The organism is Glycomyces algeriensis, assembly GCF_027622855.1.
In the GTDB taxonomy this organism is placed as follows: domain Bacteria; phylum Actinomycetota; class Actinomycetes; order Mycobacteriales; family Micromonosporaceae; genus Glycomyces; species Glycomyces algeriensis.
Map to the genome: position 1 here is coordinate 354,085 of NZ_JAPZVR010000006.1, position 17,559 is coordinate 371,643.

At 69.2% G+C, this 17,559-nt stretch carries 16 protein-coding genes; 6 read left to right on the forward strand and 10 right to left on the reverse strand.

Annotation, left to right across the window (positions count from 1 at the left end; translation table 11 throughout):
* Nucleotides 1–344 precede the first annotated feature (344 nt).
* From O2L52_RS14225 to O2L52_RS14240, 4 genes are all read left to right on the forward strand, one after another.
* Nucleotides 345–2,147, forward strand: coding sequence for a phosphoenolpyruvate carboxykinase (GTP) (locus tag O2L52_RS14225; RefSeq protein WP_344473614.1), 1,803 nt, complete (start codon nt 345–347; stop codon nt 2,145–2,147).
* Nucleotides 2,148–2,384: 237 nt separating this feature from the next.
* On the forward strand, nt 2,385–3,152 hold the full coding sequence (locus O2L52_RS14230; RefSeq protein ID WP_270116268.1) for an isoprenyl transferase: 768 nt from the start codon (nt 2,385–2,387) through the stop codon (nt 3,150–3,152).
* Between the two features lie 116 nt (nt 3,153–3,268).
* Nucleotides 3,269–3,820, forward strand: a complete 552-nt coding sequence (locus O2L52_RS14235; protein ID WP_270116269.1) for an RNA polymerase sigma factor — start codon at nt 3,269–3,271, stop codon at nt 3,818–3,820.
* Entirely contained in the window at nt 3,817–4,569 is a 753-nt protein-coding gene (locus O2L52_RS14240; RefSeq protein ID WP_270116271.1) for a midas domain-containing protein, read from the forward strand. The genes O2L52_RS14235 and O2L52_RS14240 overlap by 4 nt, the downstream gene beginning before the upstream one ends.
* A 52-nt stretch (nt 4,570–4,621) precedes the next feature.
* Here the strand turns inward: O2L52_RS14240 and O2L52_RS14245 are convergent, their stop codons facing one another.
* From O2L52_RS14245 to O2L52_RS14290, 10 genes are all read right to left on the reverse strand, one after another.
* On the reverse strand, nt 4,622–5,176 hold the full coding sequence (locus tag O2L52_RS14245; protein ID WP_270116273.1) for an isochorismatase family protein: 555 nt from the start codon (nt 5,174–5,176) through the stop codon (nt 4,622–4,624).
* 145 nt (nt 5,177–5,321) lie between these two features.
* On the reverse strand, nt 5,322–6,998 hold the full coding sequence (gene ctaD / locus O2L52_RS14250) for an aa3-type cytochrome oxidase subunit I (RefSeq protein ID WP_270116275.1): 1,677 nt from the start codon (nt 6,996–6,998) through the stop codon (nt 5,322–5,324).
* A 225-nt stretch (nt 6,999–7,223) separates the two neighbouring features.
* Entirely contained in the window at nt 7,224–7,628 is a 405-nt protein-coding gene (locus O2L52_RS14255) for a roadblock/LC7 domain-containing protein (RefSeq protein WP_205324330.1), read from the reverse strand.
* A gap of 11 nt (nt 7,629–7,639) precedes the next feature.
* Entirely contained in the window at nt 7,640–10,093 is a 2,454-nt protein-coding gene (locus O2L52_RS14260; RefSeq protein ID WP_270116277.1) for a sensor histidine kinase, read from the reverse strand.
* Nucleotides 10,094–10,201: 108 nt separating this feature from the next.
* Nucleotides 10,202–11,548, reverse strand: coding sequence for a TrkH family potassium uptake protein (locus O2L52_RS14265; RefSeq protein WP_270116279.1), 1,347 nt, complete (start codon nt 11,546–11,548; stop codon nt 10,202–10,204).
* A 1-nt stretch (nt 11,549) separates the two neighbouring features.
* Complete coding sequence (locus O2L52_RS14270; RefSeq protein WP_270116281.1) at nt 11,550–12,230, reverse strand: potassium channel family protein; 681 nt, start codon at nt 12,228–12,230, stop codon at nt 11,550–11,552.
* A 222-nt stretch (nt 12,231–12,452) separates the two neighbouring features.
* Entirely contained in the window at nt 12,453–13,265 is an 813-nt protein-coding gene (ehuA, locus tag O2L52_RS14275; RefSeq protein ID WP_270116283.1) for an ectoine/hydroxyectoine ABC transporter ATP-binding protein EhuA, read from the reverse strand.
* On the reverse strand, nt 13,246–13,914 hold the full coding sequence (locus O2L52_RS14280; RefSeq protein WP_270116285.1) for an amino acid ABC transporter permease: 669 nt from the start codon (nt 13,912–13,914) through the stop codon (nt 13,246–13,248). The genes ehuA and O2L52_RS14280 overlap by 20 nt, the downstream gene beginning before the upstream one ends.
* Complete coding sequence (ehuC, locus tag O2L52_RS14285; RefSeq protein WP_270116286.1) at nt 13,914–14,639, reverse strand: ectoine/hydroxyectoine ABC transporter permease subunit EhuC; 726 nt, start codon at nt 14,637–14,639, stop codon at nt 13,914–13,916. Before ehuC ends, O2L52_RS14280 begins: the two co-directional genes overlap by 1 nt.
* A gap of 11 nt (nt 14,640–14,650) precedes the next feature.
* A complete protein-coding gene (locus O2L52_RS14290) occupies nt 14,651–15,559 on the reverse strand; it encodes a transporter substrate-binding domain-containing protein (protein ID WP_270116287.1) in 909 nt (302 codons plus the stop codon).
* Between the two features lie 201 nt (nt 15,560–15,760).
* Here O2L52_RS14290 and O2L52_RS14295 point away from each other — a divergent pair, with 201 nt between their 5' ends.
* Together O2L52_RS14295 and O2L52_RS14300 are read left to right on the forward strand one after the other, a co-directional pair.
* A complete protein-coding gene (locus O2L52_RS14295) occupies nt 15,761–16,564 on the forward strand; it encodes a GntR family transcriptional regulator (RefSeq protein WP_270116289.1) in 804 nt (267 codons plus the stop codon).
* A 182-nt stretch (nt 16,565–16,746) separates the two neighbouring features.
* The gene (locus O2L52_RS14300) at nt 16,747–17,517 is read left to right on the forward strand and encodes an SGNH/GDSL hydrolase family protein (RefSeq protein WP_270116290.1); all 771 of its coding nucleotides are present in this window, start codon (nt 16,747–16,749) and stop codon (nt 17,515–17,517) included.
* The last annotated feature ends 42 nt before the right edge of the window (nt 17,518–17,559 follow it).

The following is a 17,559-nucleotide window of genomic DNA, read 5'->3' on the forward strand; positions in this document are numbered from 1 at the left end:
TGAACGGTCAAATTCATTCCAGAGTGCGCGTTGCTGCTCGGTCACGCAGAAAGTGCGAGTAGTTGTGCTCGTTTCGAGCTTGAATGCGCACATGATCAAAATATGGGAACAGAGCCCCTGTTCAGGCGCAGACTGAACGCGCACGAGTTCCTGCGCGCGCCCGGGTATTCCCGTAGCGTCCGAAAGACCGGCCCCCGACCGGAGCGATCAGCTCCGGCCCTGAGGCACGGCCCGACGCCGGCCGCCACAAGCGGGCAGCGCGCACCGTGCATGAGCACAGCACCGAAGGAGCCACCGTGAGCATCGAAGCCTCCATTGCCAGTGTCGTTGAAACCACTGCCTCGATCGGCCTCACCGATCCGCCCACCCGCCACCACAGGCTGCTCGCCTGGGTCGGCGAAGTGGCCGAGCTGACCGACCCCGACCAGATCGTGTGGTGCGACGGCAGCCCCGCCGAATGGGAGCGCCTGACCGCCGAACTCGTCGCCTTCGGGACCCTCGAGCCGGTCCCCGCGAAGCCGGACTCGTTCCTGGCCCGCACCGACCCGAACGACGTCGCGCGCGTCGAGGAGCGCACCTTCATCTGCTCCACCGACCCCGACGACGCCGGACCCACCAACAACTGGACCGCGCCCGACTACATGCGCGAGACCATGACCGGCCTCTACCGCGGCTCCATGCGCGGGCGCACCATGTACGTCGTCCCCTTCTGCATGGGCTCGCTCGACGCCGAGAAGCCGATGTTCGGCGTGGAGCTCACCGACTCCGCCTACGTCGCGGTCTCGATGCACATCATGACCCGCATGGGCACCAAGGTCCTCGAGGCGATGGGCCGCGACGCCGACTTCGTCAAGTGCCTCCACTCCGTCGGCGCGCCGCTCGCGCCCGGCCAGGCCGACGTGCCCTGGCCCTGCAACGCCACCAAGTACATCTCGCACTTCCCCGAGGACCGCGAGATCTGGTCCTACGGCTCCGGCTACGGCGGCAACTCCCTGCTCGGCAAGAAGTGCTACGCCCTGCGCATCGGCTCCGCCATGGGCCGCGACGAGGGCTGGCTCGCCGAGCACATGCTCATCCTCAGACTGACCAGCCCGGAAGGGAAGGTCTACCACGTGACCGGCGCGTTCCCCTCCGCGTGCGGCAAGACCAACCTCGCCATGCTCGAGCCGACCATCCCCGGCTGGAAGGTCGAGACCCTCGGCGACGACATCGCCTGGCTCCGCTTCGGCGAGGACGGGCGCCTGTGGGCCTCCAACCCCGAGTACGGGTTCTTCGGCGTCGCACCCGGCACCGACTACAAGACCAACCCGAACGCCATGCGCACCATCGAGAAGGGCCACACGCTCTTCACGAACGTCGCGCTCACCGACGACGGCGACGTGTGGTGGGAGGGCATGGGCGAAGCGCCCGAGCACGCCATCGACTGGAAGGGCAACGACTGGACCCCGCGCTCCGAGGAGCCCTCCAGCCACCCCAACAGCCGGTTCTGCACGCCCATCAAGCAGTGCCCGGTACTCGCACCGCAGTACGACGACCCGCGCGGCGTCCCGATCGACGCCATCCTCTTCGGCGGCCGCCGCGCGACCACCATCCCGCTCGTCACGCAGGCCCGCGACTGGGTCCACGGCGTGTACATGGGCGCGACCCTCTCCTCGGAGACCACGGCCGCCGCCGTCGGCAAGGTCGGCGTCGTCCGCCGCGATCCGATGGCGATGCTGCCGTTCATCGGCTACAACGCCGCCGACTACTTCGGGCACTGGATCGCGATGGGCAAGTCCGCCGTCAGCGAGGACCTCCTGCCCGAGGTTTTCTACGTGAACTGGTTCCGCCGCTCCGACGACGGCCGGTTCCTGTGGCCCGGCTTCGGCGAGAACGCCCGCGTCCTCAAATGGGTCGTCGAGCGCCTCGAAGGCCGCGGCGAGGCCGTCGAGACCCCGATCGGGTACTGCCCGACCCCGGCGGCGATCGACGTCGACGGGATCGACGTGAGCGAGGCCGACCTCAAGGCCGCCCTCGAGGTCGACAAGGACGAGTGGGCCGCCGAGGTCCCGCTGGTCGAAAGCTGGTTCGCGCGCTTCGGCGACCGCCTCCCCACGGTGCTGTGGAGCGAACTCGACGCGCTCAAGCAACGCCTCGACCTGCAGTAGGCCGACTTCCATCGCCCGCGTGCTCCCAGCACGCGGGCGATGGCGCGCCCGGAGGCGGTACGCGCGAGCCGTCGAATTCGGCCTTCATGGCGAATCCGGCGAACCGTAGGAACAGCCTCCACGGTGACGCTTGCGAGCCGTGAATACGGCTCCACCGCGAGGCTTGCGAGCCGTAAATTTGGCCACCAGGGCGAAGCTTGCGAGCCGTAAATTTGACAGAGCCTACAATTGCCGGTTGTGGCGATCTCGAACCTGCTTTACCGGATCTACGAGCGTCGGCTCGCGCGCGAGCTGACCGGCCAGCCGCTGCCCAGGCACATCGGTGTCATGGTCGACGGCAACCGTCGCTGGGCCCGCGACATGGGCCTGACCGACCCCAACGACGGCCACCGGGCCGGCGCCAAGCACATCGAGCGCTTCCTCGGCTGGTGCGAGGAGCTGGGCGTCGAACACGTCACGATCTGGCTCCTCTCCACCGAGAACCTCTCGCGCCCCAAGGAGCAGCTCGACCCGCTCCTCGACATCATCGACGAGCTCGCCGGCGAACTCGCCGACGAGGACCAGCCCTGGCAGCTGCGCATGGTCGGCGCCCTCGACCTCCTCCCCGAGGAGCACCAGGCCGCGCTCAAGAGCGCCCAGCAGCGCACCGCCGACAAGCGGGGCATGCAGGTCAACCTCGCCGTCTGCTACGGCGGCCAGCGCGAGATCGCCGACGCCGTGCGCTCCTTCATCCTCGAGCAGGCCGCCACCGGCGCGAGCCTGGAGGAGGTCGCCGAGTCCATCGACGCCGACTCGATCGCCCGCCACCTCTACATGACCGGCCAGCCCGACCCGGACCTGGTGATCCGCACCAGCGGCGAGCAGCGGATCTCCGGGTTCCTGCTGTGGCAGTCGGCCTACTCGGAGTTCTACTTCTGCGACTCGAACTGGCCCGACTTCCGCCGGGTCGACTTCCTCCGCGCGGTGCGGTCTTTCGCGATCCGCGACCGCCGCTACGGCAAGTAGCCCCCGCTTCACCTGAAAAAACTTCGACGGGCACTGCGTCATTTGCGCCGGTTCCTTCGTGTGGGGAGTGCGATCAAACCGACTGCACCTCAACCACCCTGGAATCGAGGAACCGGATGACTGCGAGCCCCATGGTGCAACAGTCCACTGTGTCCCATGTCTCGTCCGCGGAACGCGCGGACTTCGACGGCTTCTACGCCGCGAACGCCGCCCAGATCACCGCGCAGATCCGCGCCTACGTCGGTGACCTCGCCGAGGCCGAGGACCTGGTCGCGGAGGCGTTCTGCCGGGCGCTGGCCCGCTGGGGCGCGATCAGCGCCTACGACAACCCCGCGACCTGGGTGCGGCGGGTCGCGTGGAACCTGGCGACCTCCCGGCTGCGCCGCGCCGCCGTCCTGCGGCGGTTCCTGCGCTGGCAGCGGCCCGTCCACGACGATGGCCCCGGGCCCGAGCGGCTCGACCTGGAGCAGGCGCTCTCCGAGCTGAACGAACGCCACCGCAAGGCGGTCATCCTGCGCTACATGGCGGGCATGACCACCGCGGAGATCGCCGAGCAGGAGGGCGTGGCCGAGACGACCGTCCGCTCCTGGCTGACCCGCGGCAAGGCGGCGCTCGCGCAGCGCCTTCGCATCGACGACACGACCCCCCGATTCGAGGAGAACCGATGAACGCCCCTCAGCGAGACCCTTTGAGCGCCATGTTCGACCAGTACGCTGCCGCCACCGCCGCCGAGACCTCCCCGCCCTCCACCGGGCAGCTGCGGCGCCGGATGCGCCGCCACCGCACCGCCCGCGTCGCCGCGGCCGGGGTGGCTGCGGCCGTCCTGGCCGTGCCGGGCGGCTGGGCGCTCCAGCAGGCCGGGGCGACCGACCAGGGCCCCGGCCCGGCCGACGGCGGCCCGACCGAGGAGGTCAGCGAAGTGGTCGGCTGCGAGGACTGGCCGACTGACCCGCCCAGCGAGGACTGGCCCACTGACGACTCTCCCGCGGACGAGCCGACCGGCTCTGAAGAGTCGCCCAGCGAGGAGCCGACCGGCGGCGTGGTGCCCACCGGGGACGAGGTCTCGGCGAGCGAGGAGCAGTCCGAGTACGGCACGGAGGAGGCGAGCACCCAGGTGCCGCCGGAGGACGAGTCGGCCACGGCGGCGCCCTCCGAGGAGGCCACGCCGTGCGAGGACTCGCCCTCTGAGGAGCCGACGGAGAGCGAGTCCGAACCCGGCGAGGAGCCGACCGACAACGAGTCCGAACCTGGCGAGGAGCCGACCGACGTCGAAGAGGAGCCGACCGACAGCGAGTCCGAACCCGGCGAGGAGCCGACCGACGTCGAAGAAGAGCCGACGGACGACGGCTACGTCACCCCGTCCGCCGAGGAGCCCACCACCGGCATCGACGAGCCCTCCGAGTCGTCCACGCGCTGACCGCACACGTCGAAGCCCCCGCGAGCAATGCTCGCGGGGGCCTTCTCACGTGCTAGGCGAGGGTCACGCCCGCCGCTTCGAGGTCCTTGAGGGCCTTGGCCTTCGTCTCCTCGGCGACGGCGGCGGTGTACTCGAGGAGGACCGTGGTCGCGAAGCCCTCGGCGGCGGCGTCCAGGGCGGTGGCGCGGACGCAGTGGTCGGTGGCGATCCCGACGACGTCGACCGCGTCGACGCCGCGGTCGCGCAGCCACTCGGCCAGGCCCGTCTCGCCCGCCGAGCCCTCGAAGCCCGAGTAGGCCGCCTCGTAGGCGCCCTTGTCGAACACGGCCTCGGCGACGGTGTGATCGAAGTTCGGGTGGAAGCCCGCGCCCGCGGTGCCCACGACGCAGTGCGGGGGCCAGGAGTCGCGGAAGTCAGGTTCGGCCGAGAAGTGCAGGCCGGGATCGATGTGCCAGTCGCGGGTGGCGACGACGTGCTCCCAGCGGCCCGGGGCGGAGCCGATGAGTTCGGTGACGGCCGACGCGACGGCCGCGCCGCCCGCGACAGCGAGCGACCCTCCCTCACAGAAGTCGTTCTGGACGTCTACCACGATCAGTGCCCGGCTCATGCCCCGATCCTATTGCCATTCGCGATGGGCTACAAGACGCGAGGCCCCGCGACCCGGCGCCGAGATCCTATAGGATATATCCTGCAGGATTTCGGGCACGGAAAAGCCCGGAGGCGAACCGCCTCCGGGCTGTTTCACGTGTGCGTCAGTGCCCCTTGACTTCCTTGACCAGGTGGCCCCACTTCTCGTCGAAGACGGGGCGCTCCGAGCGGATGCGCGGGAGGCGGTCGAAGTTGCGCAGCGGCGGCGGGCAGCTGGTCGCCCATTCGAGCGAGCCGCCGTAGCCCCACGGGTCGTTGGTCTCGACCACGCGGCCGGCCTTCCAGGACTTGAACAGGTTCCAGATGAACGGCAGGGTCGACAGGCCCAGGATGAACGCGCCCACGGTGGAGATCATGTTCAGCGTCGTGAAGTTGTCCGACTCCAGGTAGTCGGCGTACCGGCGGGGCATGCCCTCGGCGCCGAGCCAGTGCTGCACCAGGAACGTGGTGTGGAAGCCGATGAAGGTCAGCCAGAAGTGGACCTTGCCGAGCCGCTCGTCGTACATGCGGCCCGCGACCTTCGGGAACCAGAAGTAGACGCCGGCGTAGACGGCGAACACGATGGTGCCGAACAGCACGTAGTGGAAGTGCGCCACCACGAAGTACGAGTCGGAGACGTGGAAGTCGACCGGCGGGCTGGCGAGCAGGACGCCCGAGAGGCCGCCGAGGAGGAACGTGACCAGGAAGCCGATGCTGAACAGCATCGGGGTCTCGAAGGTCAGCTGCCCCTTCCACATGGTGCCGATCCAGTTGAAGAACTTCACACCGGTCGGGACCGCGATCAGGAAGGTCATCAGCGAGAAGAACGGCAGCATGACCGAGCCGGTGGCGTACATGTGGTGGGCCCACACGGCCATCGACAGGCCCGCGATCGCGAGGGTCGCGGCGACCAGCGTCTTGTAGCCGAAGATCGGCTTGCGGCTGAACACCGGGAAGATCTCGGAGACGATGCCGAAGAACGGCAGCGCCACGATGTACACCTCGGGGTGCCCGAAGAACCAGAACAGGTGCTGCCAGAGGATCGCGCCGCCGGTCTCGGAGTCGAAGACGTGCGCGCCGAGCTGGCGGTCGGCCATGACGGCGAGGAGCGCGGCGAACAGGATCGGGAAGACCAGGATCACCAGGAGGCTCGTGATGAGGATGTTCCAGGTGAAGATCGGCATGCGGAACATGAGCATGCCCGGGGCGCGCATCGTGATGATCGTGGTGATCATGTTGACCGCGCCGAGGATGGTGCCGATACCCGAGATGGACAGGCCCACGAACCACATGTCGGCGCCGATGCCCGGCGAGTTGACCGCGTTCGACAGCGGCTGGTAGGCGAACCAGCCGAAGGAGGCCGCGCCGCCGGGGGTGATGAACCCGGAGACCGCGAGGATCGAGCCCAGCAGGTACAGCCAGTACGCGAAGGCGTTCAGCCGCGGGAACGCCACGTCGGGCGCGCCGATCTGCAAGGGCACCAGGTAGTTGCCGAACGCGAACACGATCGGGGTCGCGAACATGAGCAGCATGATGGTGCCGTGCATCGTGAACAGCTGGTTGAACTGCTCCGACGACACGATCTGGAGGCCGGGCCGGAACAGCTCGGCGCGGATCAGGAGGGCGAGGACGCCGCCGATCGCGAAGAACGCGAAGGACGTCACGAAGTAGAGCAGACCGATCTGCTTCGCGTCCGTCGTGCGGAGCGTGCGGGCGAGCCAGGAACCGTTGGGCTCCCGGCGTACCGGCCAGGGGCGCGCGACGATAGGCGTTGGCTCAAGCTTCGGCTCAACCGTGGTCACCTGTGGGCCTCCATGATTCATTTCCAGGTAGCGAAACGCAGCATAGCCCCGGGAAGGGCCGCCGATGCGGAGGGGGATTGCACTAGCGGCGTGGCGGAGCGTGACCGCGTGCCGTGTGCAACGTGGTTCCCGCAGGTCGCGTCAGCGACGAACGGGTCGGGGGGAGTGGCGCCCGCGGGTCGCCGCATCGGGCCGGCGCCCGCGGGTGAGCAATCTCCTACAGGTTCACAGGCTGCCGCGGGCGTCGGGCTCGAGCGCGGCGTAGACCCGCTTGACCAGGAGGGCGGTCTCGTAGCCGACCTGGCCGAGGTCGCAGCCGGCGTTGGCCAGCACGGCGAGCTGGGCGCGGTCGCCGACGGCCATGAGCAGCAGCACGCCTTCGTCCATGTCGATGACGGACTGGCGGATCCGGCCGGCGTCGAGGACCTTCGCCGCACCCGTCGTCAGGCTCGCGAGCCCCGAGGTGATGGCGGCGAGCTGGTCGGCCCGGTCGGTCGACAGGCCGCGCGAGGCGGCGATGGCGAGTCCGTCGACGGAGACCGTGAGCGCCTCTGAGACGTCCGGGACCTTCTCCACGAAGGAGGTCAGGAGCCAGTCGAGTTCACCGACGTTCTTGTCCTTGTTGTCCATCTCGCTGCTTTCTATTGGCGTTGTTCGTGCGCGGCGGCCGCCGCGATGCCGGAGGCGAAACCGGCGAGCCGGTCCCTGATCTCGGCAGGGTCGAGGTCGGTTCCGCCGCCGCCCGAACGCGAGCTGGGGACGGAGCCGGGGAGCAGCCGGGAACCGGGTGCGCGGCGGGGCAGTTCCGCGCCGTTGACCCTGCCGGAGGTTTCGAGTGCTCGGTTCACCTTCCTGAAGGTAACATCCAGCGTCTCGGGCGCGGGCCCCGCAGGGGCGTGGGTTCCGTTCCCTCCGTTGCGCGGCGCGGGGTTCGGCGGTGCCTGCGAACCGTAGTTCGGCCCGGCCACGGGCAGGGGTTCGGGGGCGGAGCCGGCGCGGCGCGGACGCGGCACGATCGGCTCGACGGCGCCCGGCGCGCCCGTCTCGGCGCCCGTCCCGGTCACCGGCAGGTTCGCGGCGCGGGCCGAGAGCGCCAGCTGCGCGGCCGTGCCGCGGTCCGCCGGGGAGAGCCCCACCGGGTCCTCGGCGTGCGCGCTCGAGGGGATGCGCACGAGCGCGAGCGTGCCCTTGCCCATCGTGGAGTGGAGCTGGACGCTGATCGAGTGCTCGGCGGCGAGCCGGCCGACGACCAGGAGGCCCATGGTCGCGGTGAGCTCGGAGTTCAGCTGGGTCGGTTCGGCGAGGCGGCGGTTGATGGCGGCCATCGGCTCGGGGGCCAGGCCGATGCCGTCGTCGGCGATCGAGATGACGATCTCCGAGCCCGAGCGACGCGAGGTGACCCGCACCGACTGGGTCGGCGGCGAGTAGGACGCGGCGTTGTCGAGCAGCTCGGCGAGGATGCGCACGAGGTCGCCGGCGGGCTTGGTCTCGAGCCGGACCGCGACCTGGTTCTCGACGACGACGCGCCCGGCGTCCTCGATCTCGGCGACCGCGTCGCGGATGATCGCCTCGAGCCCGGCCGGGTGGTTGTACCGCCGCTGCGGGTCGCCGCCGGCGAGCAGGAGCAGGTTCTCCTCGTTGCGGCGCATGCGGGCCAGCAGGTGGTAGACGCTGCGCCACTCGTCGGGGATCGACGAGGCGGCGGCGCCCTCGACGAGGGCCTCCATGACCTGCTGCTGGCGGCGGATGAGGCTCTGGCCGCGGCGGGCGAGGGTCTTCATCATCGCCTCGACGTCGATGCGCAGCAGCGCCTGGTTCGCGGTCTGGCGCAGCGCCTGGTGGTGGGCGGCGCTGAAGGCCTCGGCGAGGCTGTCGAGCTCGTCGGCGTAGCGCGAGTCGGTCTGCAGCACGGTCTGCTGCTTCGCGGCCTGCAGCAGCCGGTCGACCTCGTTCGCGTTGGCGGCCTGGGACACCGCGGCCACCGTCTTCGGCAGCGTGTCGTACGCGGCCGTCAGGGTCGCCTCGCGGACGCCGTCGACGCGCAGGCTGATCCGGCGCGCCAGCATGGCCGCGGAGATGATCGAGGTCAGCGCCAGCACGAGGACCAGCGCGAACGTGGTGAGGAGGGTGCGCGAGGCCGCCTCGCGCATGAGGTTCACGTCCTCGCCCATGAAGGCGAGCACCGAGACCTGGGTCGTGTCGAGCGAGGCGACGACCGCGCCCTGCGCCGCCATGAAGTCGGTGGGCGAGATGGTGGGGATGTTGCCGCGCAGGTAGACGCTCATCGCGGTCCGGGCGTCCTTGGCGTCCTGGGACTCCATGGCGGCCTTGTAGACCGAGGCGGTCTCGTTCGAGGCGTTGGCGCGGAACTCGGTGATCTGCTGGTCGAACTTGCCCGAGAGGCTCGCGACCTGCCCGAGGGCCTCGCGGTTGACGAGGCCGGCGTCCCCGTCCTCGAGGAGCGCGAGGTCGGCGGCGACGGTGAACTGGATCTCGGCGGCGATGCGCCCGGCCTGCATGACCGCGGCGAGGGAGTCGAGGTGCGCGGAGATCTCGGAGTCGTCGACGAGGCGGGGGAGGATCGAGGCGATCCCCACGATGTGGTCGGCGAGGTCGCGGTAGACCTGGATGCCCTCCGCCACTTCCTCATCGGTGTAGACGGCGTCGCCGTTGTACATCTCGTCGAACGCGAGCCGGGCGGTGTCGAGCTCGTCGACCTTCGTGAAGAGGGAGTCCATGTCGTTGGCGAGCTCGGGGAAGCGGGCCACGGCGGCGTCGGAGGTGCCGCGGAGCGCCTCGAAGGCCTCGTCGGTCTCGCGGCGGGCCACCGCGGAGTCGAACTGGCCGCCGCCGCCGTTGACCACGGACATGACGACCGGGCCGATCTCGGCCTGATGCTGGTCCAGGGTCTTGTTGAGGCCTTCCGAGAGCTCGGCGAGGACCTCGGCGTCGGTGGCGTTCTGGTAGGAGTCCCACACCGTGACCGTCTGGAACAGCCCGAGCACCAGCATCCCCATGAGCGCCGCCGCGATCGGCAGCATCAACTGCATCCGAATCGGGAGGCGACTGGTGCGCTGCCGGCTTTTACGGGCCATCGGGGGGCGTCCTTTCTGAGGGGCGAAAGCGCTGCGGCGTGCTGCTGACCATCTTCGCTTGTGCTTTCAGGGCTGTATGAGGCGGGGCTCACTCCGCGGGTCGGCCGTTCAGCCGACGAGCGGCCGTCCTTCCGGGTATCGGTACAGGCGGTGGCGGGAGCGGAGGGCGAGGGACGCGGCGAACAGTACCGGGCCGATGCGGCCGGTGTACATGGCGATGGCCAAGAGCCACTTGGAGGGTTCGGACAGGTCGTACGTGACGCCGGTGGACTGGCCGAGGGTCGCGAGCGCGCTCGTCACCTCGAACATGATCGACATCAGGTCCAGGTCCGGCTCGAAGCGCTGCATGAGGAACACGCCGAAGGCGTTGCAGGCCACGTACACGAGGGCCACGGTGAGCGCCTCGCGGATCACCGAGGGGTTGATGCGGTGCCGGAAGGCCGTGACGTCGGGTTCGCCGCGCACCTCGGCCCAGATGACCAGGAGCAGCACGAAGAACGTGCCGACCTTGATGCCGCCGGCGGTCGAGGCGGAGCCGCCGCCGATGAACATGAGGATGATCGAGGCGAGCTGCGAGTCCTGGTTCATCGCTCCGATGTCGACGGAGTTCAGGCCGGCCGCGCGCACCATCGAGGTCTGGAAGAACGCGGGCAGGATCCGGTCGTACCAGGGCCACTGCCCGAACGTGGCCGGGTTCGACCACTCGAACATGAGGAACGCGATCCAGCCGCCGAAGAGCAGGATCGCCGAGCCGACCAGGGTGATCTTGGTGTGCACCGACCACTGTTTGCGGCCCCAACGGCGGCGCGTGACCTCGAAGATCACGGGCATGCCGAGCCCGCCGATGATGGTCGACAGGCACAGCGGCAGGCAGATCCACCAGTCGGTCGCGTAGCTCATGAACGAGTCCGAGAACAGCGCGAACCCGGCGCTGTTGAACGCGCTCACGGCGTGGAAGATCCCGTACCAGATCGCCTCGCCGAGCCCGAACCCGTACATGGAGAAGCGGATCGCGAGCACGAGCGCGGTGGCGGCCTCGACGATGAGCGAGAGCGCCACGGTCCGCAGGAGCACGGCCTTCACGTCCCCGAGGCTCAGCGCCCGGCTGATCTCGGTCTGCGTCATGAGCTTCGTGCGCAGGCCCAGCTTGCTCGACACGAGGAGGCCGACCAGCACCGCGCTCGTCATGATGCCCAGTCCGCCGACCTGGAACAGCAGCATGATGATGAACTGCCCGAACCAGCTCCAGTGGAAGGGCGTGTCGACCACGGCCAGGCCGGTCACCGACACCGCCGAGGTCGCGGTGAAGAACGCGTCCGTGACGTGCGTGACGTCGTTCTCCAGGTGCGCGAGCGGCAGCATGAGCAGGAGCGTCCCGGCCACGATCGTGGCCAGGAAGATCAGCGGGATGAGCCGCGCGGGGTGGCGGAAGAAGTCCTGGAGTCGGGCGGTCATGTCAGGTCGTGGAGGCGAAGTGCTCGACCCTGGTGGTGGCACCGGAGACGATGAGGGTGTCGCCTTCGGCGATCACGGTGTCGGGGGTGGCGTAGGTGAAGTCCTCGCCGGGCTGCTTGACGCCCACGACGGTGACCCCGTACTTGCTGCGGAGCCGCGACTCGCCGAGGGTCTTCCCCACGGCCTCGGCGGGCGCCTTGGTCTTGACGATCGCGAAGCCGTCGTCGAACTCGATGAAGTCGAGCATCTTGCCGCTCACCAGGTGCGCGACCCGCTCGCCCATCGCCGCCTCCGGGTAGACCACGTGGTGGGCCCCGGTGCGGTGGAGGATCTGGCCGTGCTTGGCGTTGATGGCCTTCGCCCAGATCTCGCGGACCCCGACCTCCTCGCAGGCCAGCACGGTGAGGACGCTCGCCTCGATGTCGGTGCCGATCGCGACCACGACGTGGTCGAACTCGCCGATGCCGAGCTGGTTGAGCACCGTCGACTCGGTCGAGTCGGCCTGCACCACATGCGTGAGGGTCTCGGAGGCGCGCTGCACGATCTCGGGCCGCTCGTCGATCGCGAGGACCTCGTGGCCGAGCCGGGTGAGGGACTCGGCGACCGCGGACCCGAAGCGGCCCAGGCCGATGACGGCCACGGTCTCCTCCACGGTGCTTTCGCCCTTGCCGAACAGGTTCATCGGATCGCTTCCTCAGTAGGTGCTGACACGCTGTCTGATTCTGCCACCCGCCCGTCGCGGCGGCGGTCCGTACCCGCGGTGCGGCCGTTGCGGTGCCGCTGCGGCCATTCGGTCCACTTCGGATTCCAGGGCGAAAAAGAAGAGGGGGGCGGCCGATAACCCCTCATGGCCGCCCCCCTCGAACACCCCTAACACTCTCCAAGGATGGAGGAGATCACAAGTCTACTCCGCGAGCACGGCCCTCAGGAAGTCCTGCGTGCGCGCTTCTCGCGGATCCGAGAAGATTTCGTCAGGGGCGCCCTCCTCGACGATCTGGCCGCGGTCGAACATCATCACCCGGTTCGAGACGTCCCGCGCAAACCCCATCTCGTGCGTCACGATGAGCATCGTGATGCTGGTCGTGTCAGCGACATCGCGCAGCACGCCCAGCACGTCCGCCACCAGCTCGGGGTCGAGCGCGCTGGTCACCTCGTCGAGCAGCAGGATGTCCGGGTCCATCGCCAGCGCCCGGGCGATCGCCACCCGCTGCTGCTGGCCGCCCGAGAGCTGCGACGGGTAGTTGTCCACCTTGGACGAGAGGCCGACCAGCTCCAGGAGGTCGCGGGCCTTGGCCTCGGCCTCGTCCTTGGAGCGGCCGAGGGTGTGGACCTGCGCCTCGGTGACGTTGCGCAGCACCCGCATGTTCGGGAAGAGGTTGAACGACTGGAAGACCATGCCGATCTTCTTGCGCGCCTGCCGCAGGTGGCGCTCGTTCGCCACCACGAGCTTCCCGCCCTTCTCCATGTGAGAGAGCGGCTTGCCCTCGACCCAGATGACGCCGCCGTCGGCGGCCGGGTCCTTGGGCGGGGTCACGTGCTCCAAGGTCATGAGCAGCCGCAGGATCGTGGTCTTGCCCGACCCGGACGGCCCGATGAGCGTCACGCGCTCGCCCGGGTCGACGTCGAAGCTCAGCCCGTCCAGGACCTTGAGGTCCCCGAAGGACTTGTCGACGCGGTCGAAGCGGATGATCGACTCATTAGAAGTTGGACTTGGCAAGACGGTTCTCCAATCTCCGCGCCGCGACCGCCACCGGGTAGGAGGCGGCCAGGAACAGGATGCCTGCGATGGTGTAGCCCTCGACGGCGCCGTCGTAGTGCTGCCCTTGGTACTTCTGCGCCTGCGCGATCATCTCCAGGACGCCGATCACGAACAGGGTCGGCACCTCCTTGAACATGGCGATGATCCAGTTGGCGACCGCCGCGGCCGAGCGCCGCAGCATCTGCGGGAGCACGATCGCGCCCCACACGCGGTGGGTCGGCAGGCTCAGCGCCGTCGCGGCCTCCCACTGCCCCACCGGGATCGCCTCGATCCCGGCCCGGTACGACTCCATGGTGTAGGACGCGTAGTGCACGCCCAGCACCGCGGAGCCGACGGCGAACGCGCTCCACTCGGGGTTGATGTAGTAGCTCGTCGCGGTCCACACGAACAGCACCTGCACCAGCAGGGGCGTGTTCCGGATGAACTGGAAGACCGCCGACAGGACCCGCCGCAGCCACGGCGGGCCGATGCGCAGGCCGACGGCCACCAGCAGGCCCAGGAGCACCGCGATGAGCCCGGCGACCAGCGTGACCTGCAGGACGACGATGAAGCCCTGCCACATCGCCGGGAAGATCTCGACGACGATCTCGTTGTTCCACTCGTTCATCAGGCCAGGCCCTTCTCGGCGACGGCCGGGGTCAAGCGGCCCTTGACCGGCTTCGCGTCGATGCCGATGCCGCGCTTGGCCCGGCGCTCGAGCGCGCGCATCCCGGTCCAGATGAGCCAGGCGAGCACGAAGTAGATGACGAGGATGAGGCCGTAATGCGCCAGCAGGTTCTGGCCGCCGTTCTGCCCGCCGATGAGGCCGGCCATCGCGGTGAGGTCGGTGACGCTGATGAGCGACACGAGCGCGCTGGCCTTGAGCAGCATGATCGCGAACGCGCACAGCGAGGGGATCATCTCGGGCCAGGCCTGGGGGAGGACGACCAGCCGGAGGCGCTGGAACGGGGTGAAGTTCACGGCCAGGCTCGCTTCGAGCTGGCCCGGGGGGACCGCGGCGATCGCGCCGCGCACGACCTCGGAGCAGTAGGCGCCGTAGTTGAGGCCGAGGGCGATGATGCCGGCGATGATCGCGTAGTCGAACTGGATGCCCAGGACCACCGGCATGGCGAAGGCGAACCAGAACAGCTGCACCACCACCGAGGAGCCGCGGAAGAACTCCACGAACGCCCGGGCCGGGGTGCGGACCGCGAGCCGCTTCGAGCTCGTCATGAGCCCCAGGGCGAACGCCACCACCAGCGCCAGCGCCGCCGAGGCCAGGGTGACCTGGACGGTGACCAGCAGCGGTTCGGCGTACCGGGGCAGTGAGTCGACGACTTCTTGGAAGTCCATAACGGCGACTCCTACTGGTAGGTGTCCGGGCAGAGGTCTTCGGCGGTCAGCCCCTCGGGGTGGTTCTCCTCGACGGTGAACCCGTACTCGGACACCAGGCCCTCCCAGGTGGGCGTGTCGGCGAGGAGCTTCTCCAGCTCCTCGTTGACCGCGTCCCGGAAGCCGGTGTCGGCGGGCTGGAAGACCGCCGCGCCCGCGCCGATCATGTCCTCGCCGGACTCGGGGTCGACGAGCCAGAAGCCCTCGGTGACCTCGACCTCGGGGTCGGCCTCGGCCGCGAGCCTGAGGTTCGCGCTGGTCAGGCCGATGGCGTCGCAGCGGCCGGACTTGAGCTCGAGGATGAGCCCGGACAGGTCGGCCTGGACGTTGATGCGCTCGGCGTCGAAGATCGCGTCCGCGACCTCCTGCTCGCTGGTGCCGTTCATGACGCCGATGACGCCGTCGGTCTCGGCCATGGCGTTGAGCGTGGTCCAGCCGCCCGGATTCCCGGCCTGGACCATGAGGGCGTCCGGCATGATGTAGTCCGGGTTCGCGAAGGCCACGGCGTCGCAGCGCTCAGAGGTGACGTACATGCCCGCGATGACCATGTCGTGGTTGGTGCCCAGGCCCGAGATGAGCGATTCCCACTCGGTGAGCTTCCATTCGATCTGATCGGCCTTGATGCCGAGCTTGTCCAGCAGGTACAGCTGGACCGCGACCGACTGGCCGGTGACCGACTCGTCGTCCGCGGTGTACGCGTAGGGGGCCTCGTTGGCGTAGGCGATGCGGAGTTTCCCGCCGTCCTGCGCCTGCTCCAGCAATCCGTTCCCACTGCCGTCGCCCTGGTCGGTGCGTGAACAGGCCGCCAGCGCGAAGGCCGCCGCCCCGGCGGTGGCCCCGCCGAGCAGATGGCGGCGGTTGAGGTGCATTCGGTTCGACACGTGGTCGCCTCCTGGTTCGGGGTCGGGTACGTTGCCGACACTAACGTTCTATTGTAAGTTTGTCGACAATACGATGATCGACGTTCGATAACAAAAAAGCAAGCATGTTGACGGGGGACGCAACCGGAGCTTGCACCTGAACGTGATGTACCGGCAGCGCTAAGATGCTGCCCAGAAGAGACAGAGGGGGAGCAGGCAGACGTGTCTGATCGCAGCAGCGGATTGGGTGGGCTCACGAGCGCCCGCCAGGTGGGGCGCCTGGCCCCGGTGCGACGCACCTCGACGGTGGACCTCATCGCCGACCGGCTCCGCGACGCGGTGGTGGACGGATCGCTCCCGCCCGGAGCCGCCCTCGGCGAGGCCGAACTCGCCTTCCAGCTCGGCGTCAGCCGCGGCCCGCTCCGCGAGGCCATGCAGCGGCTCACCGCCGAAGGGCTCCTCGTCATCCCGCGCCGCCGCGGCCTCGCCGTGCGCACCATGACGCCCGAGGACGTGCGCGACATCCACTGGCTGCGCGCCCGCATCGAACCCGAGCTCGCGCGCCGCATCCTCGCGCGCCCGCTCGCCGAGCGCAAGACCGTCCTCGCCGAACTCGGCGCCGAGGTCAAGCGCATGCAGCGCGCCCTCAAGAAGCACGACGCCCGCGCCCTCGGCGACGCCTACCTCGACTTCCACCGCGGCCTCGCCGCCTGGGGCGGCTCGATCCGCTTGGCGCGCATGATGTCCACGCTCCTCATCGAGACGCGGCTGTGCACGTTCTCCATGTACGAGCACTTCGAGGTCGCCGTCGACCTCGTGCCCGAGCACGCGGCCTTCGTCGAGGCGCTGGCCGCCGAGGACGCCGAGCGGTTCAACGCCCTCATGTGCGCGCACCTCGACGCCGAGGTCCGGCGCCTGCTCGCCGAGCCCGAGGCGACCAAAGAGGACGATGCCGACCGGCTCCTGGCCGAGACCCCGGACGAGCCGCAGCCGCTCGACCGCCTGGACCTTCCCGAGGGCATCTGACCTGCCGCGCGATCATCCTTGCGACCCGTTGGCGCGCAAGTGGGAACGACGACTGTCAATATCCTGACACTTCATGGTCCGTTGGTGGACCGTCCGTTACGAAACCTATATAAATAGGGCCCCGACCCCGGACAAAATTCGAGACGGAGCCCAAAATGTCATACCCCCGACGAATCTCCACAATGGCGGCTGCCCTCCTCGCCGCCCTCGTGTCCGTCACCGCCCTCACCAGCGGCGCCGCCCAGGCGCAGACCATCGAGTACGTCGCCCTCGGCGACTCCTACGCCTCCGGCGTCGGCACCCGCGACTACCTCGACGACTCCTCCTGCCGCCGTTCGGATGCGGCCTACCCCGCGCTCCTCGCCGCCGAGATCGGCGCGGACCTCGAGTTCGCCGCCTGCTCGGGCGCGAAGACCGGCGACGTCCTCGCCGGCCAGCTCGGCGGCCTCTCCGCCGGCACCGACCTCGTCACGATCACCATCGGCGGCAACGACACCGGGTGGACCGGCGTCGTCCAGAAGTGCGCCTACCCGTACCCGTGGACCTGCACCAAGGAGATCGACACGGCCGAGGCGTTCGTGCGCGACGTGCTGCCCGGCCGGCTCGACGAGGTCTACGACGCGATCGAGGCCGCCGCCCCGAACGCCGAGGTCATCGTGGTCGGCTACCCGCTCCTGTTCAACGGCGAGCAGTGCAACGCCATCACCCGCATCAGCCCCGGTGAGCAGGCCGCCCTCAACGACGCCGCGAGCCTCCTGGGCGACGTGATCGGCACGGCCGCCGCCAACCACGGCTTCCAGTACGCCGACGTCCGCGCCGCCTTCGACGGCCACGCCGTCTGCGACGACGCCGAATGGCTCAACGGCCTCTCCTACCCGATCGTCGAGTCCTACCACCCCAACAAGGCCGGCCAGAGCGACGGCTACTTCCCGATCGTCAGCGGCCTCGTCTGAGCCGCCTGCGAACAATTGAGCCGCTCGCGAACAGATCGGCAC

Excerpts from the sequence above, each read along its gene's own strand:
- O2L52_RS14235 (WP_270116269.1), top strand. The coding sequence starts at position 3,269 with ATGACTGCGAGCCCCATGGTGCAACAGTCCACTGTGTCCCATGTCTCG.
- O2L52_RS14240 (WP_270116271.1), top strand. The coding sequence starts at position 3,817 with ATGAACGCCCCTCAGCGAGACCCTTTGAGCGCCATGTTCGACCAGTAC.
- O2L52_RS14245 (WP_270116273.1), bottom strand. The coding sequence starts at position 5,176 with ATGAGCCGGGCACTGATCGTGGTAGACGTCCAGAACGACTTCTGTGAG.
- O2L52_RS14255 (WP_205324330.1), bottom strand. The coding sequence starts at position 7,628 with ATGGACAACAAGGACAAGAACGTCGGTGAACTCGACTGGCTCCTGACC.
- O2L52_RS14260 (WP_270116277.1), bottom strand. The coding sequence starts at position 10,093 with ATGGCCCGTAAAAGCCGGCAGCGCACCAGTCGCCTCCCGATTCGGATG.
- O2L52_RS14265 (WP_270116279.1), bottom strand. The coding sequence starts at position 11,548 with ATGACCGCCCGACTCCAGGACTTCTTCCGCCACCCCGCGCGGCTCATC.
- O2L52_RS14270 (WP_270116281.1), bottom strand. The coding sequence starts at position 12,230 with ATGAACCTGTTCGGCAAGGGCGAAAGCACCGTGGAGGAGACCGTGGCC.
- O2L52_RS14280 (WP_270116285.1), bottom strand. The coding sequence starts at position 13,914 with ATGAACGAGTGGAACAACGAGATCGTCGTCGAGATCTTCCCGGCGATG.
- ehuC (WP_270116286.1), bottom strand. The coding sequence starts at position 14,639 with ATGGACTTCCAAGAAGTCGTCGACTCACTGCCCCGGTACGCCGAACCG.
- O2L52_RS14300 (WP_270116290.1), top strand. The coding sequence starts at position 16,747 with ATGGCGGCTGCCCTCCTCGCCGCCCTCGTGTCCGTCACCGCCCTCACC.